At 31.1% G+C, this 19,526-nt stretch carries 18 protein-coding genes; 11 read left to right on the top strand and 7 right to left on the bottom strand.

Translation table 11 applies throughout. The annotated features are described in order from the left end of the window. Positions 1–108: 108 nt before the first annotated feature. On the bottom strand, positions 109–2,934 hold the full coding sequence (locus tag FVF61_RS02415) for a M16 family metallopeptidase (RefSeq protein WP_148452868.1): 2,826 nt from the start codon (positions 2,932–2,934) through the stop codon (positions 109–111). 101 nt (positions 2,935–3,035) lie between these two features. Here FVF61_RS02415 and FVF61_RS02420 point away from each other — a divergent pair, with 101 nt between their 5' ends. The 3 genes from FVF61_RS02420 (at position 3,036) to FVF61_RS02430 (ending at position 5,398) form a co-directional block, all read left to right on the top strand. After that, positions 3,036–3,845 (top strand): DUF1853 family protein, encoded by an 810-nt coding sequence (locus tag FVF61_RS02420; protein ID WP_148452870.1) that lies wholly within the window; start codon positions 3,036–3,038, stop codon positions 3,843–3,845. A gap of 148 nt (positions 3,846–3,993) precedes the next feature. Further along, a complete protein-coding gene (locus tag FVF61_RS02425; RefSeq protein ID WP_148452873.1) occupies positions 3,994–4,272 on the top strand; it encodes a hypothetical protein in 279 nt (92 codons plus the stop codon). Positions 4,273–4,561: 289 nt separating this feature from the next. Further along, entirely contained in the window at positions 4,562–5,398 is an 837-nt protein-coding gene (locus tag FVF61_RS02430; protein ID WP_148452875.1) for an OmpA/MotB family protein, read from the top strand. 76 nt (positions 5,399–5,474) lie between these two features. Here FVF61_RS02430 and FVF61_RS02435 read toward each other — a convergent pair whose 3' ends face one another. The 3 genes from FVF61_RS02435 to FVF61_RS02445 form a co-directional block, all read right to left on the bottom strand. Further along, positions 5,475–6,473 (bottom strand): NADP-dependent oxidoreductase, encoded by a 999-nt coding sequence (locus FVF61_RS02435; protein WP_317131652.1) that lies wholly within the window; start codon positions 6,471–6,473, stop codon positions 5,475–5,477. Between the two features lie 107 nt (positions 6,474–6,580). Continuing rightward, positions 6,581–7,432, bottom strand: coding sequence for a universal stress protein (locus tag FVF61_RS02440; RefSeq protein ID WP_148452879.1), 852 nt, complete (start codon positions 7,430–7,432; stop codon positions 6,581–6,583). 139 nt (positions 7,433–7,571) lie between these two features. Next, positions 7,572–9,131 carry a DEAD/DEAH box helicase gene (locus FVF61_RS02445; protein WP_148452881.1) on the bottom strand — a complete coding sequence of 520 codons (1,560 nt, stop codon included), beginning with the start codon at positions 9,129–9,131 and terminating at the stop codon, positions 7,572–7,574. 153 nt (positions 9,132–9,284) lie between these two features. On the opposite strand from FVF61_RS02445, the gene FVF61_RS02450 reads away from it, so the two are divergent. After that, a complete protein-coding gene (locus tag FVF61_RS02450; RefSeq protein WP_148452883.1) occupies positions 9,285–9,863 on the top strand; it encodes a pseudouridine synthase in 579 nt (192 codons plus the stop codon). Here the strand turns inward: FVF61_RS02450 and FVF61_RS02455 are convergent. Further along, positions 9,853–10,542 (bottom strand): hypothetical protein, encoded by a 690-nt coding sequence (locus FVF61_RS02455; protein WP_148452885.1) that lies wholly within the window; start codon positions 10,540–10,542, stop codon positions 9,853–9,855. The two genes, FVF61_RS02450 and FVF61_RS02455, sit on opposite strands and share 11 nt — an antisense overlap. Positions 10,543–11,038: 496 nt before the next feature. On the opposite strand from FVF61_RS02455, the gene FVF61_RS14380 reads away from it, so the two are divergent. Next, on the top strand, positions 11,039–11,170 hold the full coding sequence (locus tag FVF61_RS14380) for a hypothetical protein (RefSeq protein WP_262711993.1): 132 nt from the start codon (positions 11,039–11,041) through the stop codon (positions 11,168–11,170). A 55-nt stretch (positions 11,171–11,225) separates the two neighbouring features. On the opposite strand, the gene FVF61_RS02460 is transcribed toward FVF61_RS14380, so the two are convergent. Beyond that, on the bottom strand, positions 11,226–11,645 hold the full coding sequence (locus FVF61_RS02460) for a 3D domain-containing protein (protein WP_199757251.1): 420 nt from the start codon (positions 11,643–11,645) through the stop codon (positions 11,226–11,228). An 84-nt stretch (positions 11,646–11,729) separates the two neighbouring features. On the opposite strand from FVF61_RS02460, the gene FVF61_RS02465 reads away from it, so the two are divergent. Then, complete coding sequence (locus tag FVF61_RS02465) at positions 11,730–13,043, top strand: dipeptidase (RefSeq protein WP_148452887.1); 1,314 nt, start codon at positions 11,730–11,732, stop codon at positions 13,041–13,043. Positions 13,044–13,086: 43 nt separating this feature from the next. On the opposite strand, the gene FVF61_RS02470 is transcribed toward FVF61_RS02465, so the two are convergent. Beyond that, positions 13,087–15,093 carry an alpha-ketoacid dehydrogenase subunit alpha/beta gene (locus FVF61_RS02470; protein WP_148452889.1) on the bottom strand — a complete coding sequence of 669 codons (2,007 nt, stop codon included), beginning with the start codon at positions 15,091–15,093 and terminating at the stop codon, positions 13,087–13,089. A gap of 124 nt (positions 15,094–15,217) precedes the next feature. On the opposite strand from FVF61_RS02470, the gene FVF61_RS02475 reads away from it, so the two are divergent. From FVF61_RS02475 to FVF61_RS02495, 5 genes are all read left to right on the top strand, one after another. Further along, entirely contained in the window at positions 15,218–16,168 is a 951-nt protein-coding gene (locus tag FVF61_RS02475; RefSeq protein WP_148452891.1) for an isopenicillin N synthase family dioxygenase, read from the top strand. Between the two features lie 84 nt (positions 16,169–16,252). Further along, positions 16,253–16,585 carry a translation initiation factor gene (locus FVF61_RS02480; RefSeq protein WP_148452893.1) on the top strand — a complete coding sequence of 111 codons (333 nt, stop codon included), beginning with the start codon at positions 16,253–16,255 and terminating at the stop codon, positions 16,583–16,585. Further along, positions 16,585–17,526 (top strand): DUF1835 domain-containing protein, encoded by a 942-nt coding sequence (locus tag FVF61_RS02485; protein WP_148452895.1) that lies wholly within the window; start codon positions 16,585–16,587, stop codon positions 17,524–17,526. Before FVF61_RS02480 ends, FVF61_RS02485 begins: the two co-directional genes overlap by 1 nt. Further along, positions 17,516–18,382 carry a nucleoside phosphorylase gene (locus FVF61_RS02490; protein ID WP_148452897.1) on the top strand — a complete coding sequence of 289 codons (867 nt, stop codon included), beginning with the start codon at positions 17,516–17,518 and terminating at the stop codon, positions 18,380–18,382. Before FVF61_RS02485 ends, FVF61_RS02490 begins: the two co-directional genes overlap by 11 nt. A gap of 35 nt (positions 18,383–18,417) precedes the next feature. Continuing rightward, entirely contained in the window at positions 18,418–19,272 is an 855-nt protein-coding gene (locus FVF61_RS02495; RefSeq protein ID WP_148452899.1) for a substrate-binding domain-containing protein, read from the top strand. Positions 19,273–19,526 lie beyond the last annotated feature (254 nt).

Consider the following 19,526-nt stretch of genomic DNA (forward strand, 5'->3'; position numbering starts at 1 on the left):
TTATATTATGTAAAATAGAATATTTCAATCCTTCCCTATATAATATAAAAAAGCACACAACCTTAAACTTAGATTGTGTGCCCTAGTATAACTCTTGTATTTAGAAAATTAAATAGGATTTCCGAAAATATCCAATTCTATAACAGGCTTTCCTAGTTTTTTAACTTCAGATAATTGTGTAGTCTTATCACCAACAACTACATAAATCATTTCATCTTCGTTTAAATACGTTTGGATGATATGTTTATAATCTTCTAAATTCATTGAAATCAATTCGTTTTGATCATCAACTAAAAAAGTCATTTCCTTATCGTATTTACTAAACTCTAATAAGATGTTTAATTTAGCTCCAAAACTTTCATATGCTGTAGTATTAGATTTTAGAATCTTGTTTTTTGTAATAGCTACTTCAGTATCTGAAAAATTGGTTCCATAACTATCCAACATGTCTTCAATTATTTCTAACGACTGTAAGGTAGCATTGGCTCTAACACTTGTTTGCACATAAAATGGAACGACTTCGTTGCCTGCAGAAATTCTTGAATATGCGCCATAGGTATACCCTTTTTGAATTCGTAAGGTTTGTGTTAACATCCCACTGGATCCACCACCAAGAACCTCGTTTGTATATTGTAAATTATTAAAGTCATCATTATTTGATGATAATGCTAATTTTGAAATTAAAATTACCGACTGTTTCGCATTAGGAAAATCTATAAAGTATAAATTCCCTTTTACAGGTGTTTCTGGTAAGGTTTCCTTTGGTATTTGTATAGTGTCGCCTTTCCAATTGTTTAAGGTAGCTAAAGTATGTTCTGTTTGTGGTTTAGAAATGTCTCCTACTATATGAAATGAAGCATTCTTTGGAGATAAGTTTGCATAATATGCTTTCAAATCGTCCATGCTAATATCTTTTGTGCTTTCTAAAGTTCCAGCTCCTGGAATGCCAAATCTATGAGATTCTCCATACAACAGTTTATATAATACCATTTGACCAATAGCATTCGGATTGGCCTCTCTCCCTTTTAAACTGGTTTCTAAAGCTTGTTTTAGTCTGGCAAACTCTGCCTCATCCCAACGTGGTTCTAAAAGAATTTCGTTGACCAATTTGATGGTTTCATTAAAGTTTTTAGCTAAACAAGAGCCCATAATATGAAGTTCTTCTCTTGCAGAAGTGATATTTATGGATGCTCCTAATAAACCTATGGCTTCTTCTAGTTCTGCTGGTGTTTTGGTGGCAGTACCTTCTATCATAATATTGGCAAACAATCCAGAAACTCCTTCTTTACCTTTTGGATCAAGTAATTCACCTCCAGGAATGGTAATATCGAATTGTACCAAAGGCACTTCATTATTTTCTATACCATATAAAGTAAGTCCGTTTTCCAATGAACCTGTCCAAATATCTGGAGATTTAAACAATGGTAATTCTCCAAATGGTGGTTCACTTCTATCGTGTTTACTAGGAGTTTTCTCGTAAACTGCTTCTTCTCCCTGGCTTACTTCTTCGTTAGCAACCCCTTCTACAACTTCTTCTTTCCAAACTGTGGCTTCTACACTACCAGTAACAGCTAAATCTAACTGTCCTTTTGGTACCACACTGGTCATTACGTAATTTTTATTTTTAATATATTGATTGTAAACTCGCATCACATCTTCAGCAGTAACAGCATTGGTAAGTTTTGCAGTTTGAGTAATATAACTTGGATCTCCATTGAACTCGTTATCCTGAACCAATTGAAAAGCTTTGTTTAATACTGTACTTACTCCCTGATATAAATTAGTTTCTAACTCGGCTTTAATACGTTTTAAATCGTTTGCATTCACACCATTGGTTTCAAATCGCTTTAGTCCTTCATCGATTCCTTCTTTAACAGCATCTAGGTCTGTGTTTTCATTGGCTCTTACTCTAAATACAAACTCTCCAGCTATTTCACTACTGGATTGATAGGTACTAATATTTGGAGCTAATTTTTGTTCTTCAACAACCACCTGATACAATGGAGCTTTTTTGCTGCCACTCAATAATTGTCCTAAAATACTTAAAGCATACGTATCTTTATGATAATCTTCTACCGTTGGAACAACCATACGTAGTTCTGGAAGCTTGGCAAAATCGTCTTCAAAATACAAAGACTTAGTTTCAGTTAAGTTTGCAGGTTGAGCCACCAGTTTTTCTACTTCTGGTCCACTAGGAATTTCGCCAAACCACTTCTCTACTTGTTTTTTAGTTTCTTCAATATCGATATCTCCTGCAATGACTAATGAGGCATTGCTTGCTCCATAATACTTTTTGTAAAAGGTTTTTACATCGTCTATGGTTGCAGCTTGTAAATCTGGTAATGCACCAATAGTAGTCCAACTGTAAGGATGACCTTCCGGATATAGGTTTTTTCTAACTATTTCATTCGTATATCCATACGGTCTATTGTCATAATTTTGACGCTTTTCATTTTTTACAACCTGCTTTTCACGTTCTAAAGCAGCTTCTGTAACGGTATTTAACATATAACCAAAACGGTCTGAATCTATCCAAAGAATTTTCTCGAAAGCATCTTTAGGGACTACCTCATAATACACCGTATAATCGTTATTAGTACCACCATTTCTAATGCCACCCCATTCTGGAATGAGTTTTCTATTGGCACCAACTGGCACATTTTCAGAGTCGTTAAAACTCATATGCTCAAAGAAATGAGCAAAACCGGTTTTACCAGGCTCTTCCCTATTGGAACCTACATGCATCATGGTTGCAACTGCAATTAATGGGTCGCTATGGTCCTCATGTAGAATGACTTCCAAGCCATTATCTAAAGTAAATTTCTCGTAGGCAATTTTGAATTCTGGCTCTGTAACTGTTTCTACTTTTTTATCTTTAGAACAAGAAAAAATACAGATAGATAATGCTAATGTTAAATACTTAATATATCTCATTGAATGTATTGGTTGGTTTTATATAAGCTTTAAAAATAGCTTTTTTAAAGAAACTTATATTTAAATGATTTGTTAAAATAACGAATTTGTAATTTGCTGAAATGAATACAAAATCCTTAAACTTACAATACCAAGGCTATCTGAATACTCCAAATATGTGGTTTGGGAATGCTGTATATAATTTGCAGCAGTTAGAAATTGAAGCTATTAATACAAGCAATTTTAATGAATTTATAGCTTCAAACTTACGTCTAGGAAAACGTGTGGAACAATTTGTATTCCATGAGTTAAAGCATGTTACATATATTTCAATTCTGGCAGAAAACCTTCAAATACAACAAGAAAAACATACTTTGGGTGAAATAGATGCCTTACTTTTAATAGATAATAAGCCAGTGCATTTAGAAATAGTCTATAAGTTTTATGTTTACGATGATTCTGTGGGAAATACCGAACTAGATCATTGGATTGGCCCAAATAGAAAAGATAGTCTTGTTGAGAAGTTAGTGAAACTAAAAAATAAACAATTACCACTACTCTACCATTCTGTAACTTTGAAATATCTGGAAAACTATAATCTAGAAGTCGAACAGATTAGTCAACAAGTATTTTTTAAAGCACAATTATTTGTACCATATCTTTCGGAAAAGACAAATTATGAATGGGTAAATAAGGATTGTATTATTGGATTTTATGTAAATAAAGAAGAATTAATTCATTTTAAAGATTGTAAGTTTTATATCCCAAGCAAAGTCAATTGGCTGGTAGAATCTTATCCTCAAGTACCATGGTTGGAATATTCATTGTTTTTAGAAAAAGTAATCTCAATATTAGATGAGCAAACGTCTCCATTAGTATGGATAAAACATCCAAATGGAGAGATAAATAAAGTGTTTATTGTTTGGTGGTAAGAATATCTTAAAATACTATCGACAAACGGTAAATAGCTGTTATTTAACGAATTTACTGGGTTTTTATCACCTATTTTTGATATCACTAAATCCTATGGTTAGTTTCATTATTAGAAATCAAGGTCCCAAGCCTACAAATACTAAAACTATGGAAACTAACTTATCCTTATTCAATCAAATTAACAGTTTATCATATTGGTTCTTATTAGAGAGCAATTATAAAAGCTCAGTTGTTTTAGATGCTGAAAAAGACTCTTATTTTGTATCTATAAAAAAGGGAAATAAACATCTTTACACTCACCACATCTCGCACTTTAGCAAAAAGAACAAAAACTTTTTAAAGTTTGAATTAATAGCTGTAGTTAACAGTTTGTTACATATTAGAGAGACCGTAGTACACAGGCAACAACAACAGCAAAGTGCCTAGGCTATTTTATTTACTCAAATACATCTACTTATTCTTATTTGCAAATTACCTCCAATTTGAGGTGAAATGTATTTCCTAATTGTTTAAGTTATTTTCAGTCAAATAAGTTTCTTATTTATCTGAATAATAGGCTTATTTTTTTGTTTTTCTTCTCCAGAGACATTCTAAATGGCTATCAAATCCTTTATTTAAGATGTTAAAGAAATGATAAAAACAAATATGAAACATCCGTCACTTTATCTCGTGCGTAGATTAAATAAACCTAAAACTTAAAACTTAAAACAAGATTATGAAAAAACTATCAATTTTACTATTAACCGGAATATTGCTGTCTGCATGTGTGTCTAAAAAGAAATACGTTGCTCTAGAGCAAGAGAACGGAGAAATTAGAAGCGAATTACAAAAAACACAAGTTGCAAAAGAAGATTTAGAAGCAAAGTTTGAAGAAATTCAAGCAAGAATAGATACTTATAATACTAAAATAAACTCTTTAACTAAAGAGAACGATGCGAAGATAGTTACTGTTGGAGACGACATTGTTATTTCTAACGATGTAAGAAAACAAATGGAGTCTACTCTTAAAAATGTGAATCAGGAAGATTTAGCTCAAGCAAAAACGTTAAAAGATTCTATGAATCTGGCTGTTGGTTACAATTTGCGTAAATCTATGGATACGTCTAACATGAATGAAGATGAAGATATTGCAATTGACATAAACGAAACAGTAGTAATGATTTCAATTTCAGATAAAATGTTGTTCAACTCTGGAAGTTATAAAGTAAGCAACAACGCAAACGATATATTAAAGAGAATTGCAGATGTTATAAATTCTGAAGAAAGCTTAGATGTTATGGTTGAAGGTCATACAGACAATCAAACAATGGTTGCTAATGCTTCGGTAAAAGACAACTGGGATTTAAGTGTGTTACGTGCCACATCAGTAGTTAAAAAACTGCAAAACGATTACAAAGTGGCACCTGAAAAATTAATTGCCTCTGGTAGAAGTTTTTATCAACCTTTAGTTGATAACGATACTAGTGAAAACAGAGCTAAAAACAGACGTACTAGAATTATTATATTACCAAACATCAATAAGTTTTTTGCCCTTATGGCCTCAAACGAATAAATATCACCTTCTTATATTATATTAATTAGTCCTGAAGAAAAGACGTTATCTATAAAATGATAACGTTTTTTTCAGTTTAATCTATTATTTTTAAAACAAGTTTTCCCTTTTTATTACCTGAGAATAGTCTTAAAAAAGTTTCATGAAAATTCTCTATACCTTCATAAATATCTTCTTTACTTTTTATTTTTCCTTGCATAAGCCATTGTCCCATAACTTTGGCAGCCTCTCTATACTCTGGCATATAATCCATAACTACCATCCCTTGCATGGTTGCTCTATTCACTAATATAGACATATAATTTCTAGGTCCTTTAGTTTCATCTAAATTGTTGTATTGCGAAATGGCTCCACAAATAACAATTCTGGCATGCATACGTAATCTGGATAAAGCTGCATCTAATATGTCTCCACCCACATTATCAAAATATACATCGATACCCTTAGGGCAGGTTTCTTTAACAGCATCAAAGACATTTTCAGATTTATAATCTATAGTCGCATCAAAGCCTAGTTGGTTTTTAAGATAGTCGCATTTTTCTTTTCCTCCAGCAATACCAACCACATAACAACCTTTTAGTTTGGCTATTTGTCCTACAATACTACCAACAGCTCCAGCAGCTGCAGACACTAAAACAACGTCTCCTTCTTTTATTTTACCTACTTTTAGTATTCCAAAATAAGCAGTCATGCCTGGCATCCCTAAGGCACCTAAATACATAGGCATTGGAGCTAAAGAAGTATCCACTTTAAACCAGTTTTTTTCTGAACCTACAGCATATTGTTGAACGCCTCCCCAACCTGTTACTGTTTCTCCTACTTGAAAATCTGAATGATTAGATTTAATAATTTTACCTATAGAACCAGCTCTCATAACATCTCCAATAGCAATTGGATCTATGTAAGATTTAGAGTCGTTCATCCAGCCACGCATGGCAGGATCTAAAGAGACATAATGCTGTTGCACTAAAAATTCGCCAGAAGCGATGTCTGGAATGGGTTGGGTTTCTATAGTCCAAGTTGAAGCATCAGGAAGTCCTTCGGGACGTTTTATAAATTTGAGTTGTTTATTCATGATATATTTATTTAATCATAAAAATACAACATCTTATAAGAACCTACTAACTTTCGGCAAGTCAAGCTTAGAATCTATATAAGAATTTGGATAACTCTGGTAATACCTTAAATACGACTGTGATTAAATATGAGTAATGGTACATTTATGTGACTGCTAATAGATTTACTATTACTTTTACTAAATAACTTTTCAAAAAAGCTACGCTTTTTATTGATGATACATAACATTCCTAATCTTCTACTTTCACTAAAAACTCGAGTTCCAACTTCCACAGGAACATCTGTAACAAAATAAAATTCAAAATGTAATGGTTGTAACGTTTTTTCTAATACATTCTTGTTTGCTAACAAATCACCTGTTAATTCTGTGCTCTTTTGAGACACATGCACTATAGATATTTTAGAGGTATTAACAGTGGCTATTTCTTTCAATAAATCAAGTTCATTTCCGTAATTATTAATAGAAAAATCTGTAGCAAACCCAATTTCACTCATATCTTTAGTAAGTACATTTTGAGGAACTGCAATTATGGGACAAGTTATTTTATTGATTAAGTTTGCTGTATTACTACCTATGGTAATTTCTTTAATACCACTAGCTCCTTTTGTGCCAACAATAACCATTTCAATATCCAGTTTGTTAACATGAAATTGTACTGCATCTAAAAAATAATCATAAGCTATAAAAGTTTCAAAAGTATGATTGTCATTTTTAGGAAGCTCTAAGATTTTATTGAATTCCTTTTCTAATTCAATTTTAGATTCGTTTTGTCTAGACTTTTGTATGGCTTCATTTGCTCTTCTAGAAGATACAGCTGTCGATGGAGCAGATACTAAAGGCTCTAGCGAATGCATAATATAAAAGGTACATTTCTTATCCTTAAATAATTTTATAGCATATAGAGTTGCTTCCCAAGAGTTATCAGAAAAATCGGTTGGTAATAAAATCTTTTTCATAAGTATTTCATTTAAAGCTTAAATATATTATTTTTTAATAAGAAAAAAATTGATATTTATCACTTTTGAAAAAGAAATCCTTAAAACAACTTCATCTTGAATAATAAGTACAATAAAGATAAAAGGTATAAACAACCTACTAACTTTCGGCTGGTCTACCATGAATTTCTTCAAATACTTCATCGAAATTACTACGTAAATAAGCTCTTAATTTTAATCTGTAATCGTTTTTCAACCATTCAACAAAATTAAAGGTGCTTTTGCTAATACATTTGGTATAACGATGAATTCTGTAGTCAATATCATCTCCTAGTTTCTTTGCTAAGTCTAAGGCATCATACATATCTTGACTGTTTTCAATACATATTTTTGCGTGATGTTCTATGGAACGTTCCAAAACAACTTTAGAAGATTCGCCATTTCTAACAGCACTTATATAAGTTTCTTTGATATTAAAATATACCACATCAGAATTAGAGAATTCTGCTCTAAGTTCTTCTGGCATTTCATATCTAAAGTTATCTTCTAAGTCTTCATCACTTAAAATATTATCTAAATAGAAATTAGGCGATTTGAAAATACGTTGCCAGTCTAAATCGGCTCCCCAAGGACCAAATCGATGCAGGTTGTTTCCTAAATCTATAACCGTAAAGGTGTTTTTATTATGCAGAATACGAGAACCACGGCCAATCATTTGATAATAAAGTGTCAAGGATTTGGTTGCTCTGTTAAGTATAATAGACTCAACTGTAGGCTCATCGAAACCTGTAGTTAAAATACTTACAGAAGTTAGTATGGCATCTGGCGTTTGGTTAAACCACTTTAATATTTTACGTCTTTCTTTTTTTGTATTGGTATTATCTAAATGTGCAACTGGGTATCCTGCAGCTCTAAAAGTATCATATACGTGTAAGGAAGTATTAATACCATTATTAAAGATTAAGGTTTTCTTACCTTTTGAACGTTCTTCATATGCTTGCATTAACTTAGTAAGCATGTCGTTATTGGTATATAAATCTTCTGAAGACTTTACTGTATAATCACCATTAGCACCAACAACTAAAGAAGTTAAACCAACATTGTAAGAATAAATATCTGCTTGAGATAAAAATTCATTATTAATTAAAGATTCAATTGTTTCTCCTACAATCAGCTCATCATAATTATCCTTCATAGGAAGCTTGATATTAGAGCTTAAGGGTGTTGCTGTAACTCCTAATATGAAAGATTTTTCAAAGTATTTAAATAACTTGGTAAACGAATTGTAATGAGCTTCGTCTATAATAACTAGACCAATATCAGAAATGTCTAGCTTATCTTCCTGCAAACGGTTGTTTAAAGTTTCTACCATAGCAACAAAACAACTGTATTGTGCTTGATCGTCTAGATTTGCTTTACTGCTTACTACTTTGTTGACAACTCCAAATTCTTCAAGCATATTTGACGTTTGTCTACATAACTCAATTCGGTGAGTCATGACTAACACTTTTTTCTTGTGATGTTTTAAATACTGTCTAACAATTTCAGAAAATATAACTGTTTTTCCACCACCTGTTGGTAATTGATACAGTAGATGGTAATCTTCAGGCGCTTCTTCAAAGCATTTAAAAATTTTATTAATAGCACCTTTTTGATAACTATAAAGGTTTTTACCTACTTGTCTGTCTTCTAATTCTAAAGATGTAATGGTTTTACTCATAAAAATTTTGTAATGTGCAAAAATAAGTTCTTTTCTAGGTTTTTCTAGCTTAAATCGTAAATTAATTCTGAAGATTTTTTAACATTTGTAGTTAATAAAATTTAGGAATGTCAATATTTTTTATTAAATATAAGCCTCATATTTTATTATATTATGACCAAGCCACTTAAACACTCTCATTATATTCTTTATAAACCTTATGGCTACTTAAGTCAGTTTGTTAATAATCAGAATAAAAGACGGAATAAAAAACTATTAGGTTCACTTTTTAATTTTCCAAAAAACCTTATGGCCATAGGAAGATTAGATGAAAAATCTGAAGGGTTATTATTATTGACAACTGATGGTAAAATGAGCGATTATATAAGAAGTTCTAAAATTGAAAAAGAATACTATGTAATGGTTGATGGCATTATGTCTTCAGAAGAACTTCAAAAACTAAAAGATGGTATTGAAATTTCTGTGAATGGAAAGCTTTATATTACAAAGCCTTGCGCTGCTTTTCTGTTTGAAACAACCCCTAAAGTTCCTAAACGATTTGTTAGAGAAGAAAAACATGGACCAACCAGCTGGCTCTCCTTAACATTAACAGAAGGTAAATTTCGACAAGTACGTAAAATGACTGCTACAGTAGGGTTTCCAACCTTACGTCTGGTAAGAATTAGAATTGGTGATTTTGAATTAGGTAATATGCAACCAGGAGATATAAAAGAAGTAGAAACTATTCTTTAATAACGATAAGAGTTGCTTTAACTCCAGTGGCTAAATTCCATTGGCTTGAAGCTATTACATTTCCAGAAGGATCTAATATTTGAAGTTCGGCTGTATTTGGACCTGAATCTCCTTGATTTAAAGCTTGAAAATCTATTTTATTGAAACCTTCAACTAAATCTAATTGAAAGCCACTAAAAGAAGAATGTAATAGAACATTAGCCATAACAACATCATCATTTACAAATACACGTACTCTGTCTCCATCTGGATACATATGATCTCTATAAATAATATTAACTTTAGACACGCCTGTTTTAAAATCTCCTAAATACTGATTGGTTGTACTTCCATTTTCTCTCGAACCTGCTTCTTCTTTAGTATATTTAGTGTGTCTGTTTAATTGTTTTGAATATAATTCTGCTGGATTACCAAATTCTTCAGATTGAAACATTGAAAATTCTTTTTCATTTGAATTCGTTAAAGGATTCTGTTTTGGAACAGAAAGCCCATTAATTTTATCTGAATTGGTATTACTTAAACCATTATTCTCAATAGGTTTTGATTCTAAAAGCGAATTACTTTCACTTCCCTCATTGCTTTCTTGAGCAGGTATAGCAGTCGATTGATTACTATTATCAATTTGCGAATAGATAGATATAGAAAACAAACAAAAGACGATGAGGCAAAAATATTTCATAACATGATTGTTTTTAAATAACGGTTTGTTAAACCATATGTTATTTGACAAAAATCGTTCCTAAAAAATACATTTCCAATTTTTTATTAAAACTTTAATTAAAATAGTTTGCTTTACCTAAGTTAATGGTGTCTGCACTACTCTATCGATGTTAAAAAATGTTAAATATCTATTATGTTATGCATAGTACTGTAACATTTATAATTATGTGTCGTCTATATAGTATCAATCAATCTTTAAAAACATAACATTATGAGAACATTAAATAGTAATCAAGTATCAGACAGAATTAACTCAAGTAAGAGTTATTCTTGGAACAGTAAAAGAAGATTTAGATAAGTATCTCAACTCATTCATCAATCAATTAAATCAAAAATCATGAGAACATTAGACAGTAATCAAGTAACAGAAAGAGTAAATACAAGTAAAGGTTACACCTGGAACAGTAAAAGAAGATACAGATAAGTGTATTAAAATCAATCAAAAAATAAACAGAATGAAAGCAGTTATTAAAATTTCCAGAGATTCTTTCGAGAAAGTAAAACATCTTTCAGTTAATAAACTCATTCCGAAGTTTAATAACACAAACGATGAGCTTTGGACAGGTATTAAACGTTATGCACATTGACAAAAAGGGACAGTTAGTTTTATAAAAGCCAACATATATATGTTGGCTTTTATGTTTAATCATTACTAAGTTCAGAATCTTCTTTTAAAACACCATATTGTATAACTACCTTTCTTCTTCCCCATTCTAAAGCTGCATTCACATTAACTCCCATATAGATGTCAATTTTATTTTTCCATCTAGGATGCATTTTATCTTTTACAAGATAAATTCCTTCTAAACCATCAATTTTTACAGGTGTATTGTAATCTAATCCTAAAGATTGTAAATCTCTGGAAACAGCAATGTATTTCAATCCTGGTTTTAAACTATCACCAAAAGCGGTAATGCTTGGGTTTGAGTTTGTTTGAGATTCTAAAGAATTATAAGCTGTAGCTGTAACTTTTAAAGGTTTCCAGGTATAAGGATCCTCAAAAGTTGTACAATTAGAGTTTGTTAGAATTATCAATAAGGATGTAAATATTTTTATAATCATAAGTTTAAATATACAATTTTTATAGACATATACATCTTGAACATCTTTTTTGTAACTTCACATAATAAACCAACTTATAAATACATGAAAACCAATCTTTTATTTTTTCTATTTGCACTTGCATTACTTTCTTGCAAAAATGAAGCCAAACAAACCTACGATTCAAATATGGAAACCGACTCTATCTCTTTAATAGAAAAAGCTAAAGCCATTCATGAGCGTGTGATTACTTTAGATACACACGACGATATAGAAGTAAGTAATTTCACAGATTCCATTAATTATGCTCAAGATTTAAAATCGCAAGTTACCTTGCCAAAAATGATAGCTGGAGGTTTAGATGTTGCTTGGTTTATTGTTTATACTGGACAAGATACTTTGAGTGTTGATGGCTATAAAAAAGCCTATGAAAATGCTATGTCTAAATTTGATGCTATTCATAAACTTGTTGAAGTGATAGCTCCAGATCAAATAGAAATGGCATTAACGTCTGATGATGTTAGACGGATCAATGCTTCTGGAAAAAAAGTTGCAATGATTGGCGTTGAAAATGGTTATCCTATTGGTTTAGATATCTCAAATGTTGAAAAATTTTATAATCTAGGAGCGCGTTATATGTCTTTGGCTCATAATGGACATAGTCAGTTAAGCGATAGTCATACAGGTGAAGCTGAAGGTGTTTGGCTAAACAATGGTTTAAGTGACCTTGGAAAAGAAGTTATTGTTGAAATGAATCGTTTGGGGATGATGGTAGATGTCTCGCATCCATCTAAAGAAGCTATGAAACAAATGATCGAACTGACTAAAGCGCCAATAATAGCTTCACATTCGGCAGCAAGATCTTTAAGTGATGAAAGTAGAAATTTAGACGATGAGCAATTACAATGGTTAAAAGAAAATGGTGGTGTTGTTCAGGTGGTTGCTTTAGATGAATATTTGAATACTAAAAAAATGGCTGTAAGAAATGCTGAAATACTTGATGTGCAATATAAAATAGCAGATTCTCTTGGTGTAAAGTGGTATGCTTCAAGTGAAGAGTTTATGACGCTTTCAAATGAAGAACAAGAAGTCTTTTTTGGTTACTATAAGAAAATATTAGACTTGGCTAATGCAAAAGTGAAAAACGTTGATGGCTTCCCTCCTAACGTGAATGTAGCAGATTTAGTAGATCATATAGATTATATTATTGAAAAAATTGGTATAGAACATGTTGGTATTAGTAGTGATTTTGATGGTGGTGGTGGTATTGAAGGCTGGAACGATGCTTCAGAAACCTTTAATGTAACTCTAGAATTAGTTAGACGTGGCTATACCGAAGAACAAATTAGTATGATTTGGAGTGGTAATTTATTGAGAGTACTCAACGAAGTTCAAGCCTATTCAAATTCATTAAAATAAAAAAGAGAGCCAATAGGCTCTCTTCTCTCTTTTCATTTATATATTAATACTCTAATAACTCTTTTAAAGCTGCTTCAAACTTACCTTTGGCTAAGTATTGATCTTCCAGCTGATTGATAAAAGGAATTGGGGTTTCTATACTTGCAACACGTTTTACTGGAGCATCTAAATACTCAAAACAGTTTTCCATAATCATAGAAGAAATATCTGATGCGATACCTCCAAACAGTGAATCTTCTTGTAAAATAATGGCTCGTCCTGTTTTTTTAATCGAAGTATAAATAGCTTCTGAATCTAATGGCTGTAAAGTTCTTAAGTCAATTAAATCTGCTTGAATATCAGGATTGTTTTTTAAAGTTTCTAGAGCCCAATGAACTCCAGCTCCATAAGAAATAATTGTGACCTGATTACCTAGTTTTAAAAGAGAGGCTTTTCCAAAAGGAATGGTAAAATAATCTGTTGGAACTTCTTGTCTAATGCTTCTATACAAGGCTTTGTGTTCGAAGAACAGCACAGGATTTGGATCGTTTATAGCAGTTGCTAATAGTCCTTTAGCATCTACTGGAAATGCTGGATATACAACTTTTAAACCAGGTGTTTTTGTAAACCAAGCCTCATTGGTTTGCGAATGGAATGGTCCAGCAGCAACACCTGCTCCACAAGGCATTCTAACCACCACATCTGCTTCTTGATTCCATCTGTAATGCGATTTAGCTAAATAATTAACCACAGGATTAAAGCCTGAAGTCACAAAATCTGCAAATTGCATTTCAACTACACTCTTCATTCCTGCAATAGATAGACCCATTCCAGCTTCAACAATGGCAGATTCGCAAATAGGTGTATTTCTTACTCGTTCTTTACCAAATTGTTCTACAAAGCCTTCTGTAATTTTAAAAACACCTCCATATTCAGCAACATCTTGTCCCATAATCACCAAGTTATCATGTTGTTCCATAGACTGTTTTAAGCCTTCAGAAATAGCATCAATCAAACGTAACTCTTTAGTTTTATAGTTTTTTACAACTTCTTTATATTCAAATGGTTTGTATACATCATTTAATTCAACACTTTCATTTGGAATAATCTTATCTTCATCGAAAGCTATTTGAAGATGTTCATTAATTTCATGAATAATTTCCTCTTTAAAAACAACTTCTTGTTCTTCAGTTAATATATTTTCATCTCTTAAAAAAGCTTGAAAGTTTTCAAGTGGATCTTTCTTAGCCCAAGTGTCTAATAAATTTTGAGGCACATATTTGGTGCCACTTGCCTCTTCATGTCCACGCATTCTAAAAGTTTTAAACTCTATAAGTACAGGACGAGGATTTTGCCTCATACTTTCTGCTAAATCTCTTATTTTAGTATAAACTTCAATAATATTATTTCCGTCAATAATATGAGATTCCATGCCATATCCTAAAGCACGATCTGCTATATCTTTACAATTGTATTGTTCGTTAGTTGGTGTAGATAAACCATAACCATTGTTTTCAACACAAAACATGACTGGCAATTGCCAAACTGATGCCACATTTAAAGCTTCATGAAAATCCCCTTCACTAGTTCCTCCTTCTCCTGTAAACACAGCAGTTACTTGGTTTTTGTTTTGCAAATTACTTGCAAGCGCAATCCCATCTGCAACTCCTAATTGTGGTCCTAAATGTGAAATCATGCCGACAATCTTAAACTCTTGAGTTCCAAAATGAAAAGATCTATCACGACCTTTTGTAAATCCATTTGCTTTTCCTTGCCACTGACTAAATAAGCGATATAATGGAATCTCTCTTGTTGTAAAAACACCTAAATTTCTATGCATAGGTAAGATGTATTCATCTTTCTGTAAAGACATAGTAACTCCAACAGAAATAGCTTCTTGGCCAATTCCAGAAAACCATTTAGAGACTTTACCTTGACGTAATAGAATGAGCATTTTTTCTTCTATCAATCTAGGTTTTAGCATGTTTTTATATAATTCTAGTAATTCGGTAGAATCAAGATTAGATTTATCGTATTGTATAATAGTAGGTATAGACACGTGAGTACTCATAAAAAATGTTTGTCAAATATAGCATAAATTGATAATTCCAACTGAAAATCTAAAAAGATTTAATGTTATAAACTATATAATGTTTTCGTACATTTGTAATACATTCTTATTTAAAATAATTACCATGAATAATATACCTAGCGTTAATTTAAACGATTTTACTTCAGGTGATCCTGCTAGAAAACAAAAATTTGTAGATGAAATTGGTAAAGCCTATGAAGACATTGGTTTTGTTGCATTAAAAGGTCATTTTTTAGACGATGCTTTAGTAGATAACTTATATAGTGAAGTAAAGCAATTTTTTTCGCTTCCTGTTGAAACCAAAAGAAAATATGAAATTGAAGGAATTGGTGGTCAAAGAGGTTATATCTCTTTTGGAAAAGAGAGTGCGAAAGGCAAAAAAGAAGGCGATTTAAAAGAGTTTTGGCATTTTGGACAGTATGTTGAAGATAACCCAAAACTTGAAGCAGAATATCCAAAAAATGTTCAAGTCGAAGAACTTCCAGAATTTAATAAAGTAGGAAAAGAAACTTATAGAATGTTAGAGAAAACTGCTAAGTATGTGTTACGTGCCTTAGCCTTGCATTTAGGTTTGGATGAGACCTACTTCGATAATTATATCCATAATGGAAATAGTATTTTAAGACCTATACACTATCCTCCAATATTAGAAGAGCCAAAAAATGCTGTTCGTGCTGCTGCTCATGGAGATATAAACTTAATTACGTTATTAATGGGAGCTCAAGGACGTGGGTTACAGGTTCAAAACCATAAAGGAGAGTGGCTGGACGCCATTGCAGAGCCAGACGAATTAATGATAAATGTTGGTGATATGCTTTCAAGACATACCAACAATAAATTAAAATCTACGATTCATCGTGTTATAAATCCTCCAAGAGAACTTTGGGGAACCTCACGATATTCCATACCATTTTTCATGCATCCTGTAAGCGACATGAAATTGAATGTTTTGGAAAGTTGTATAGATGAAAATAACCCAAAACAATACGACGATATTACTGCTGGAGAGTTCTTAAACGAACGTCTTATTGAGCTAGGATTAATTAAAAAGTAATATTCCGTTTTCAGTCACAGTAGTAGTTTGTTTAATGCATATCTTATTACTGAGACTACAAACCGAGACTGTAAACTTAAAAAAATGGATTTACAAGACCAGCTAAAAAACCTATTTCCAGATCACGTGTCTGAAACATCTGATAGTGAATCTCAAGATAAAACCACAGAATTATGGATGCAAGACGAGCCTATAATTTGTAAATACGAAAAGCGTAAAGGCAAACCCATTACCATTCTTGAAGGTTATACTGGAGCTACTGAAGATTTTAAAACACTTGCCAAGGACATTAAAACAACCTTAAGTGTTGGAGGAAGTTTTAAAGACGATAAAATTATTATTCAAGGAGATTTTAGAGATAAAATTATGGAGATCCTTAAAGAAAAAGGGTTTCAAGTTAAACGTGTTGGAGGATAATGAGTCAAGATATTCTTCATATTACTAATGGTCATAGCTTAACTAATTACCTTAGAGAACTAGATGTTACTGGTGAAATACTTACTTGGCAAGAAATGCTTTGTGAAGGACCAACAGTACGAGATGTAGCTTCAGAAGAATTTTTAACTGTGCGAAAAACATTTTTAAATAATTTTTATCAAATAGAAATTAATGAAGAGGATTTTTATCTAGAATTAAGTATTTTAGATGATACAGAAAGATATTCAAAAATTATACTTTGGTTTGAATACGATTTGTTTTGCCATATTAATATGTTAGCAGTTATTAAGCTGTTAAAGGAGAAAAACATCAACCTTCCACTCTATTTAGTTTGCAGTGGAAGAATTAAAGGAGAAACACAACTAAAAGGTCTATCTGAATTATCGGCAGAAGAATTACTTAAACATTATAAAGAAAAAATAATATTAACAGATAGCGATATAGAATTAGCTATCTCTTTATGGCATATATACTGTGGAAAAGATCACAATCTATTTAAACCATATTTAATAGAAAAGTCTTCATTTAAATATCTAAACAATTGCCTGAAAGCACATTTAAGACGCTTTCCGAATTTAAAATCAGGCTTAAGTGTTTTAGAAAAAAATATATTGACAATTATTAAAGAAAAATCTGTAAAATCTAAAAATCAACTAATTGGTTACGTGCTTAACTATCAAGGTTACTATGGTTTTGGAGACATGCAAATTGAGAGGCTTATAGATTTACTTGAAATATTTTACACTGAAGAAGACCATAAAATTACATTAAACAGAAAAGGTTATGTTGCTTTAATTGGTAATCATAATTTTTCAAATGAAATAAATAACAATTTAACTTTTGGAGGCGTGAATCGTTTAGATTTTTCTTACGACAGCCAAACAAATAAATTAATAAAAACCCCTTTAAATGTCAATTAAAGATTCAGAATTAATTTTAAATACAGATGGTAGTATTTATCATTTAAATTTAAAACCAGAACATATAGCTCACGACATCATTTTAGTTGGAGATCAAGATCGTGTAGAAAAAATTACAAAGCACTTTGATAGTATTGAATTTTCTACTCAAAAACGAGAATTTAAAACACAAACGGGAATCTATAAAGGCAAACGATTAACTGTTCTTTCAACAGGAATTGGACCAGATAATATTGATATTGTTTTAAATGAATTGGACGCTTTAGTAAACATTGATTTAAAAACTAGAAAACTAAAAGAAAACCACACAAGTCTTAATTTTGTTCGCGTTGGAACTTCTGGTTCTTTACAAGCAGATGTTCCAGTAGATGGGTTTGTAATAAGTTCTCATGGATTGGATTTAAATGGCATGCTTCATTTTTATAAAATTGATGATATTATTAATCCAGACATTGAAAATGCTTTTATTGAATACACAAATTGGAATTCAAACAAAGCAAGACCAATTGTTATTAATAACAGTAAAAAGCTTGAAGTAATATTTGACAGCAATCAAGTATACAAAGGATTAACAGCTACAGCTGGTGGTTTTTATGGTCCACAAGGACGTATATTAAGATTACCATTAGAAGATCCAGAATTAAATAAAAAAATGGATACATTTAGTTTTCAAGGTATGCGAATTACAAATTTTGAAATGGAAACATCTGTAATTTATGGATTATCTAAACTACTTGGTCATCATGCGCTTTCACTTAATGCCATTATTGCAAATAGAGCTACAGGTCAATTTAGTAAAGACCCAAAAGCAGTAGTTGAGAAATTAATAACTTACACATTAAATAAACTAGTGTAAATATTTTTATTCTTTAAAAAAAACAAACTATTTCAATGAAAACTATTCATATTGGTGGTGTTCCAGAGCATTTTAATTTAGCATGGTATTTAGCACTTAAACAAGGATATTTTAAGAAAGCTGGACTAAATGTTAGATGGGAAGATTATCCTAGTGGTACAGGAGCAATGACCAAAGCATTAAGAAAAGAAGAAATTGATATAGCTGTTATATTAACAGAAGGTATTATAAAAGACATTGTTGAAGGAAATCCAAGCAAAATAATTCAAACCTTTGTTCAAACACCTTTAATTTGGGGAATTCATGTAGCTAATAATTCTAGTTTTAATACTATTGATGATATAAAAGGTAAAAAAGCTGCTATAAGTCGTTATGGCTCTGGTTCTCATTTAATGGCTTATATAAATGCCAAAAATAATAATTGGAATATAGAAACAGATTTACAATTTGAAGTTATTAAAAATCTAGAAGGAGCTGTAGAAGGCTTAACGCAAGGCAAAGCTGATTACTTTATGTGGGAAAAATTTATGACAAAACCTCTCGTAGATGAAGGTATATTTAGACGTATTGGAAATTGCCCAACTCCATGGCCTTGTTTTGTAATTGCAGTTAGAAATGAATCTTTAGAGCTGTATAAAGAGGAGATTATTAAGATTATTAAGATTATTAATAATATAACTTTAAACTTTAAAGAAATTCCAAATATAGATAGACTTATAGCTGAAAGATATTCTCAGAAAATTGAAGATGTTCAAGAATGGTTATCATTAACAGAATGGTCGCAAGAAGTTGTAAATGAAGATACTATTGATACTATTCAAAATCAATTATTAGCATTAAATATCATTTCAAAAAAACTTGAATATTCTAAATTAGTTACATTAATTTAACATATTTACAATGTAAAAAGACCTAACTATCACTCTATTATAAATTAAAATGTTAAAAAATATTTAGGAAATTAAGTCTAATCACTTATATTTGTCCATATCAGTAATAAACAAACCCAATTGCTTATGTTATTGACCATTACTTTAATTCTTTCTTTTCTAGTTATAGTTAATTTTTTATTGCTATTTTTTAGTTGCAATAAAACAACTAGACGAACTGAAATAAAAGAAAACCGACCTACTATTATAATAAA

Source organism: Xanthomarina maritima (assembly GCF_008084905.1).
Taxonomy (GTDB): domain Bacteria; phylum Bacteroidota; class Bacteroidia; order Flavobacteriales; family Flavobacteriaceae; genus Xanthomarina; species Xanthomarina maritima.

Excerpts from the sequence above, each read along its gene's own strand:
- FVF61_RS02440 (WP_148452879.1), bottom strand. The coding sequence starts at position 7,432 with ATGAAAAAGATTTTATTACCAACCGATTTTTCTGATAACTCTTGGGAA.
- FVF61_RS02460 (WP_199757251.1), bottom strand. The coding sequence starts at position 11,645 with ATGATTATAAAAATATTTACATCCTTATTGATAATTCTAACAAACTCT.
- FVF61_RS02435 (WP_317131652.1), bottom strand. The coding sequence starts at position 6,473 with ATGAATAAACAACTCAAATTTATAAAACGTCCCGAAGGACTTCCTGAT.
- FVF61_RS02450 (WP_148452883.1), top strand. The coding sequence starts at position 9,285 with ATGACCAAGCCACTTAAACACTCTCATTATATTCTTTATAAACCTTAT.
- FVF61_RS02490 (WP_148452897.1), top strand. The coding sequence starts at position 17,516 with ATGTCAATTAAAGATTCAGAATTAATTTTAAATACAGATGGTAGTATT.
- FVF61_RS02495 (WP_148452899.1), top strand. The coding sequence starts at position 18,418 with ATGAAAACTATTCATATTGGTGGTGTTCCAGAGCATTTTAATTTAGCA.
- FVF61_RS02475 (WP_148452891.1), top strand. The coding sequence starts at position 15,218 with ATGAATAATATACCTAGCGTTAATTTAAACGATTTTACTTCAGGTGAT.
- FVF61_RS02445 (WP_148452881.1), bottom strand. The coding sequence starts at position 9,131 with ATGAGTAAAACCATTACATCTTTAGAATTAGAAGACAGACAAGTAGGT.
- FVF61_RS02430 (WP_148452875.1), top strand. The coding sequence starts at position 4,562 with ATGAAAAAACTATCAATTTTACTATTAACCGGAATATTGCTGTCTGCA.
- FVF61_RS02465 (WP_148452887.1), top strand. The coding sequence starts at position 11,730 with ATGAAAACCAATCTTTTATTTTTTCTATTTGCACTTGCATTACTTTCT.
- FVF61_RS02415 (WP_148452868.1), bottom strand. The coding sequence starts at position 2,934 with ATGAGATATATTAAGTATTTAACATTAGCATTATCTATCTGTATTTTT.
- FVF61_RS02425 (WP_148452873.1), top strand. The coding sequence starts at position 3,994 with ATGGAAACTAACTTATCCTTATTCAATCAAATTAACAGTTTATCATAT.
- FVF61_RS02480 (WP_148452893.1), top strand. The coding sequence starts at position 16,253 with ATGGATTTACAAGACCAGCTAAAAAACCTATTTCCAGATCACGTGTCT.
- FVF61_RS02420 (WP_148452870.1), top strand. The coding sequence starts at position 3,036 with ATGAATACAAAATCCTTAAACTTACAATACCAAGGCTATCTGAATACT.
- FVF61_RS02470 (WP_148452889.1), bottom strand. The coding sequence starts at position 15,093 with ATGAGTACTCACGTGTCTATACCTACTATTATACAATACGATAAATCT.
- FVF61_RS02485 (WP_148452895.1), top strand. The coding sequence starts at position 16,585 with ATGAGTCAAGATATTCTTCATATTACTAATGGTCATAGCTTAACTAAT.
- FVF61_RS14380 (WP_262711993.1), top strand. The coding sequence starts at position 11,039 with ATGAAAGCAGTTATTAAAATTTCCAGAGATTCTTTCGAGAAAGTAAAA.
- FVF61_RS02455 (WP_148452885.1), bottom strand. The coding sequence starts at position 10,542 with ATGAAATATTTTTGCCTCATCGTCTTTTGTTTGTTTTCTATATCTATC.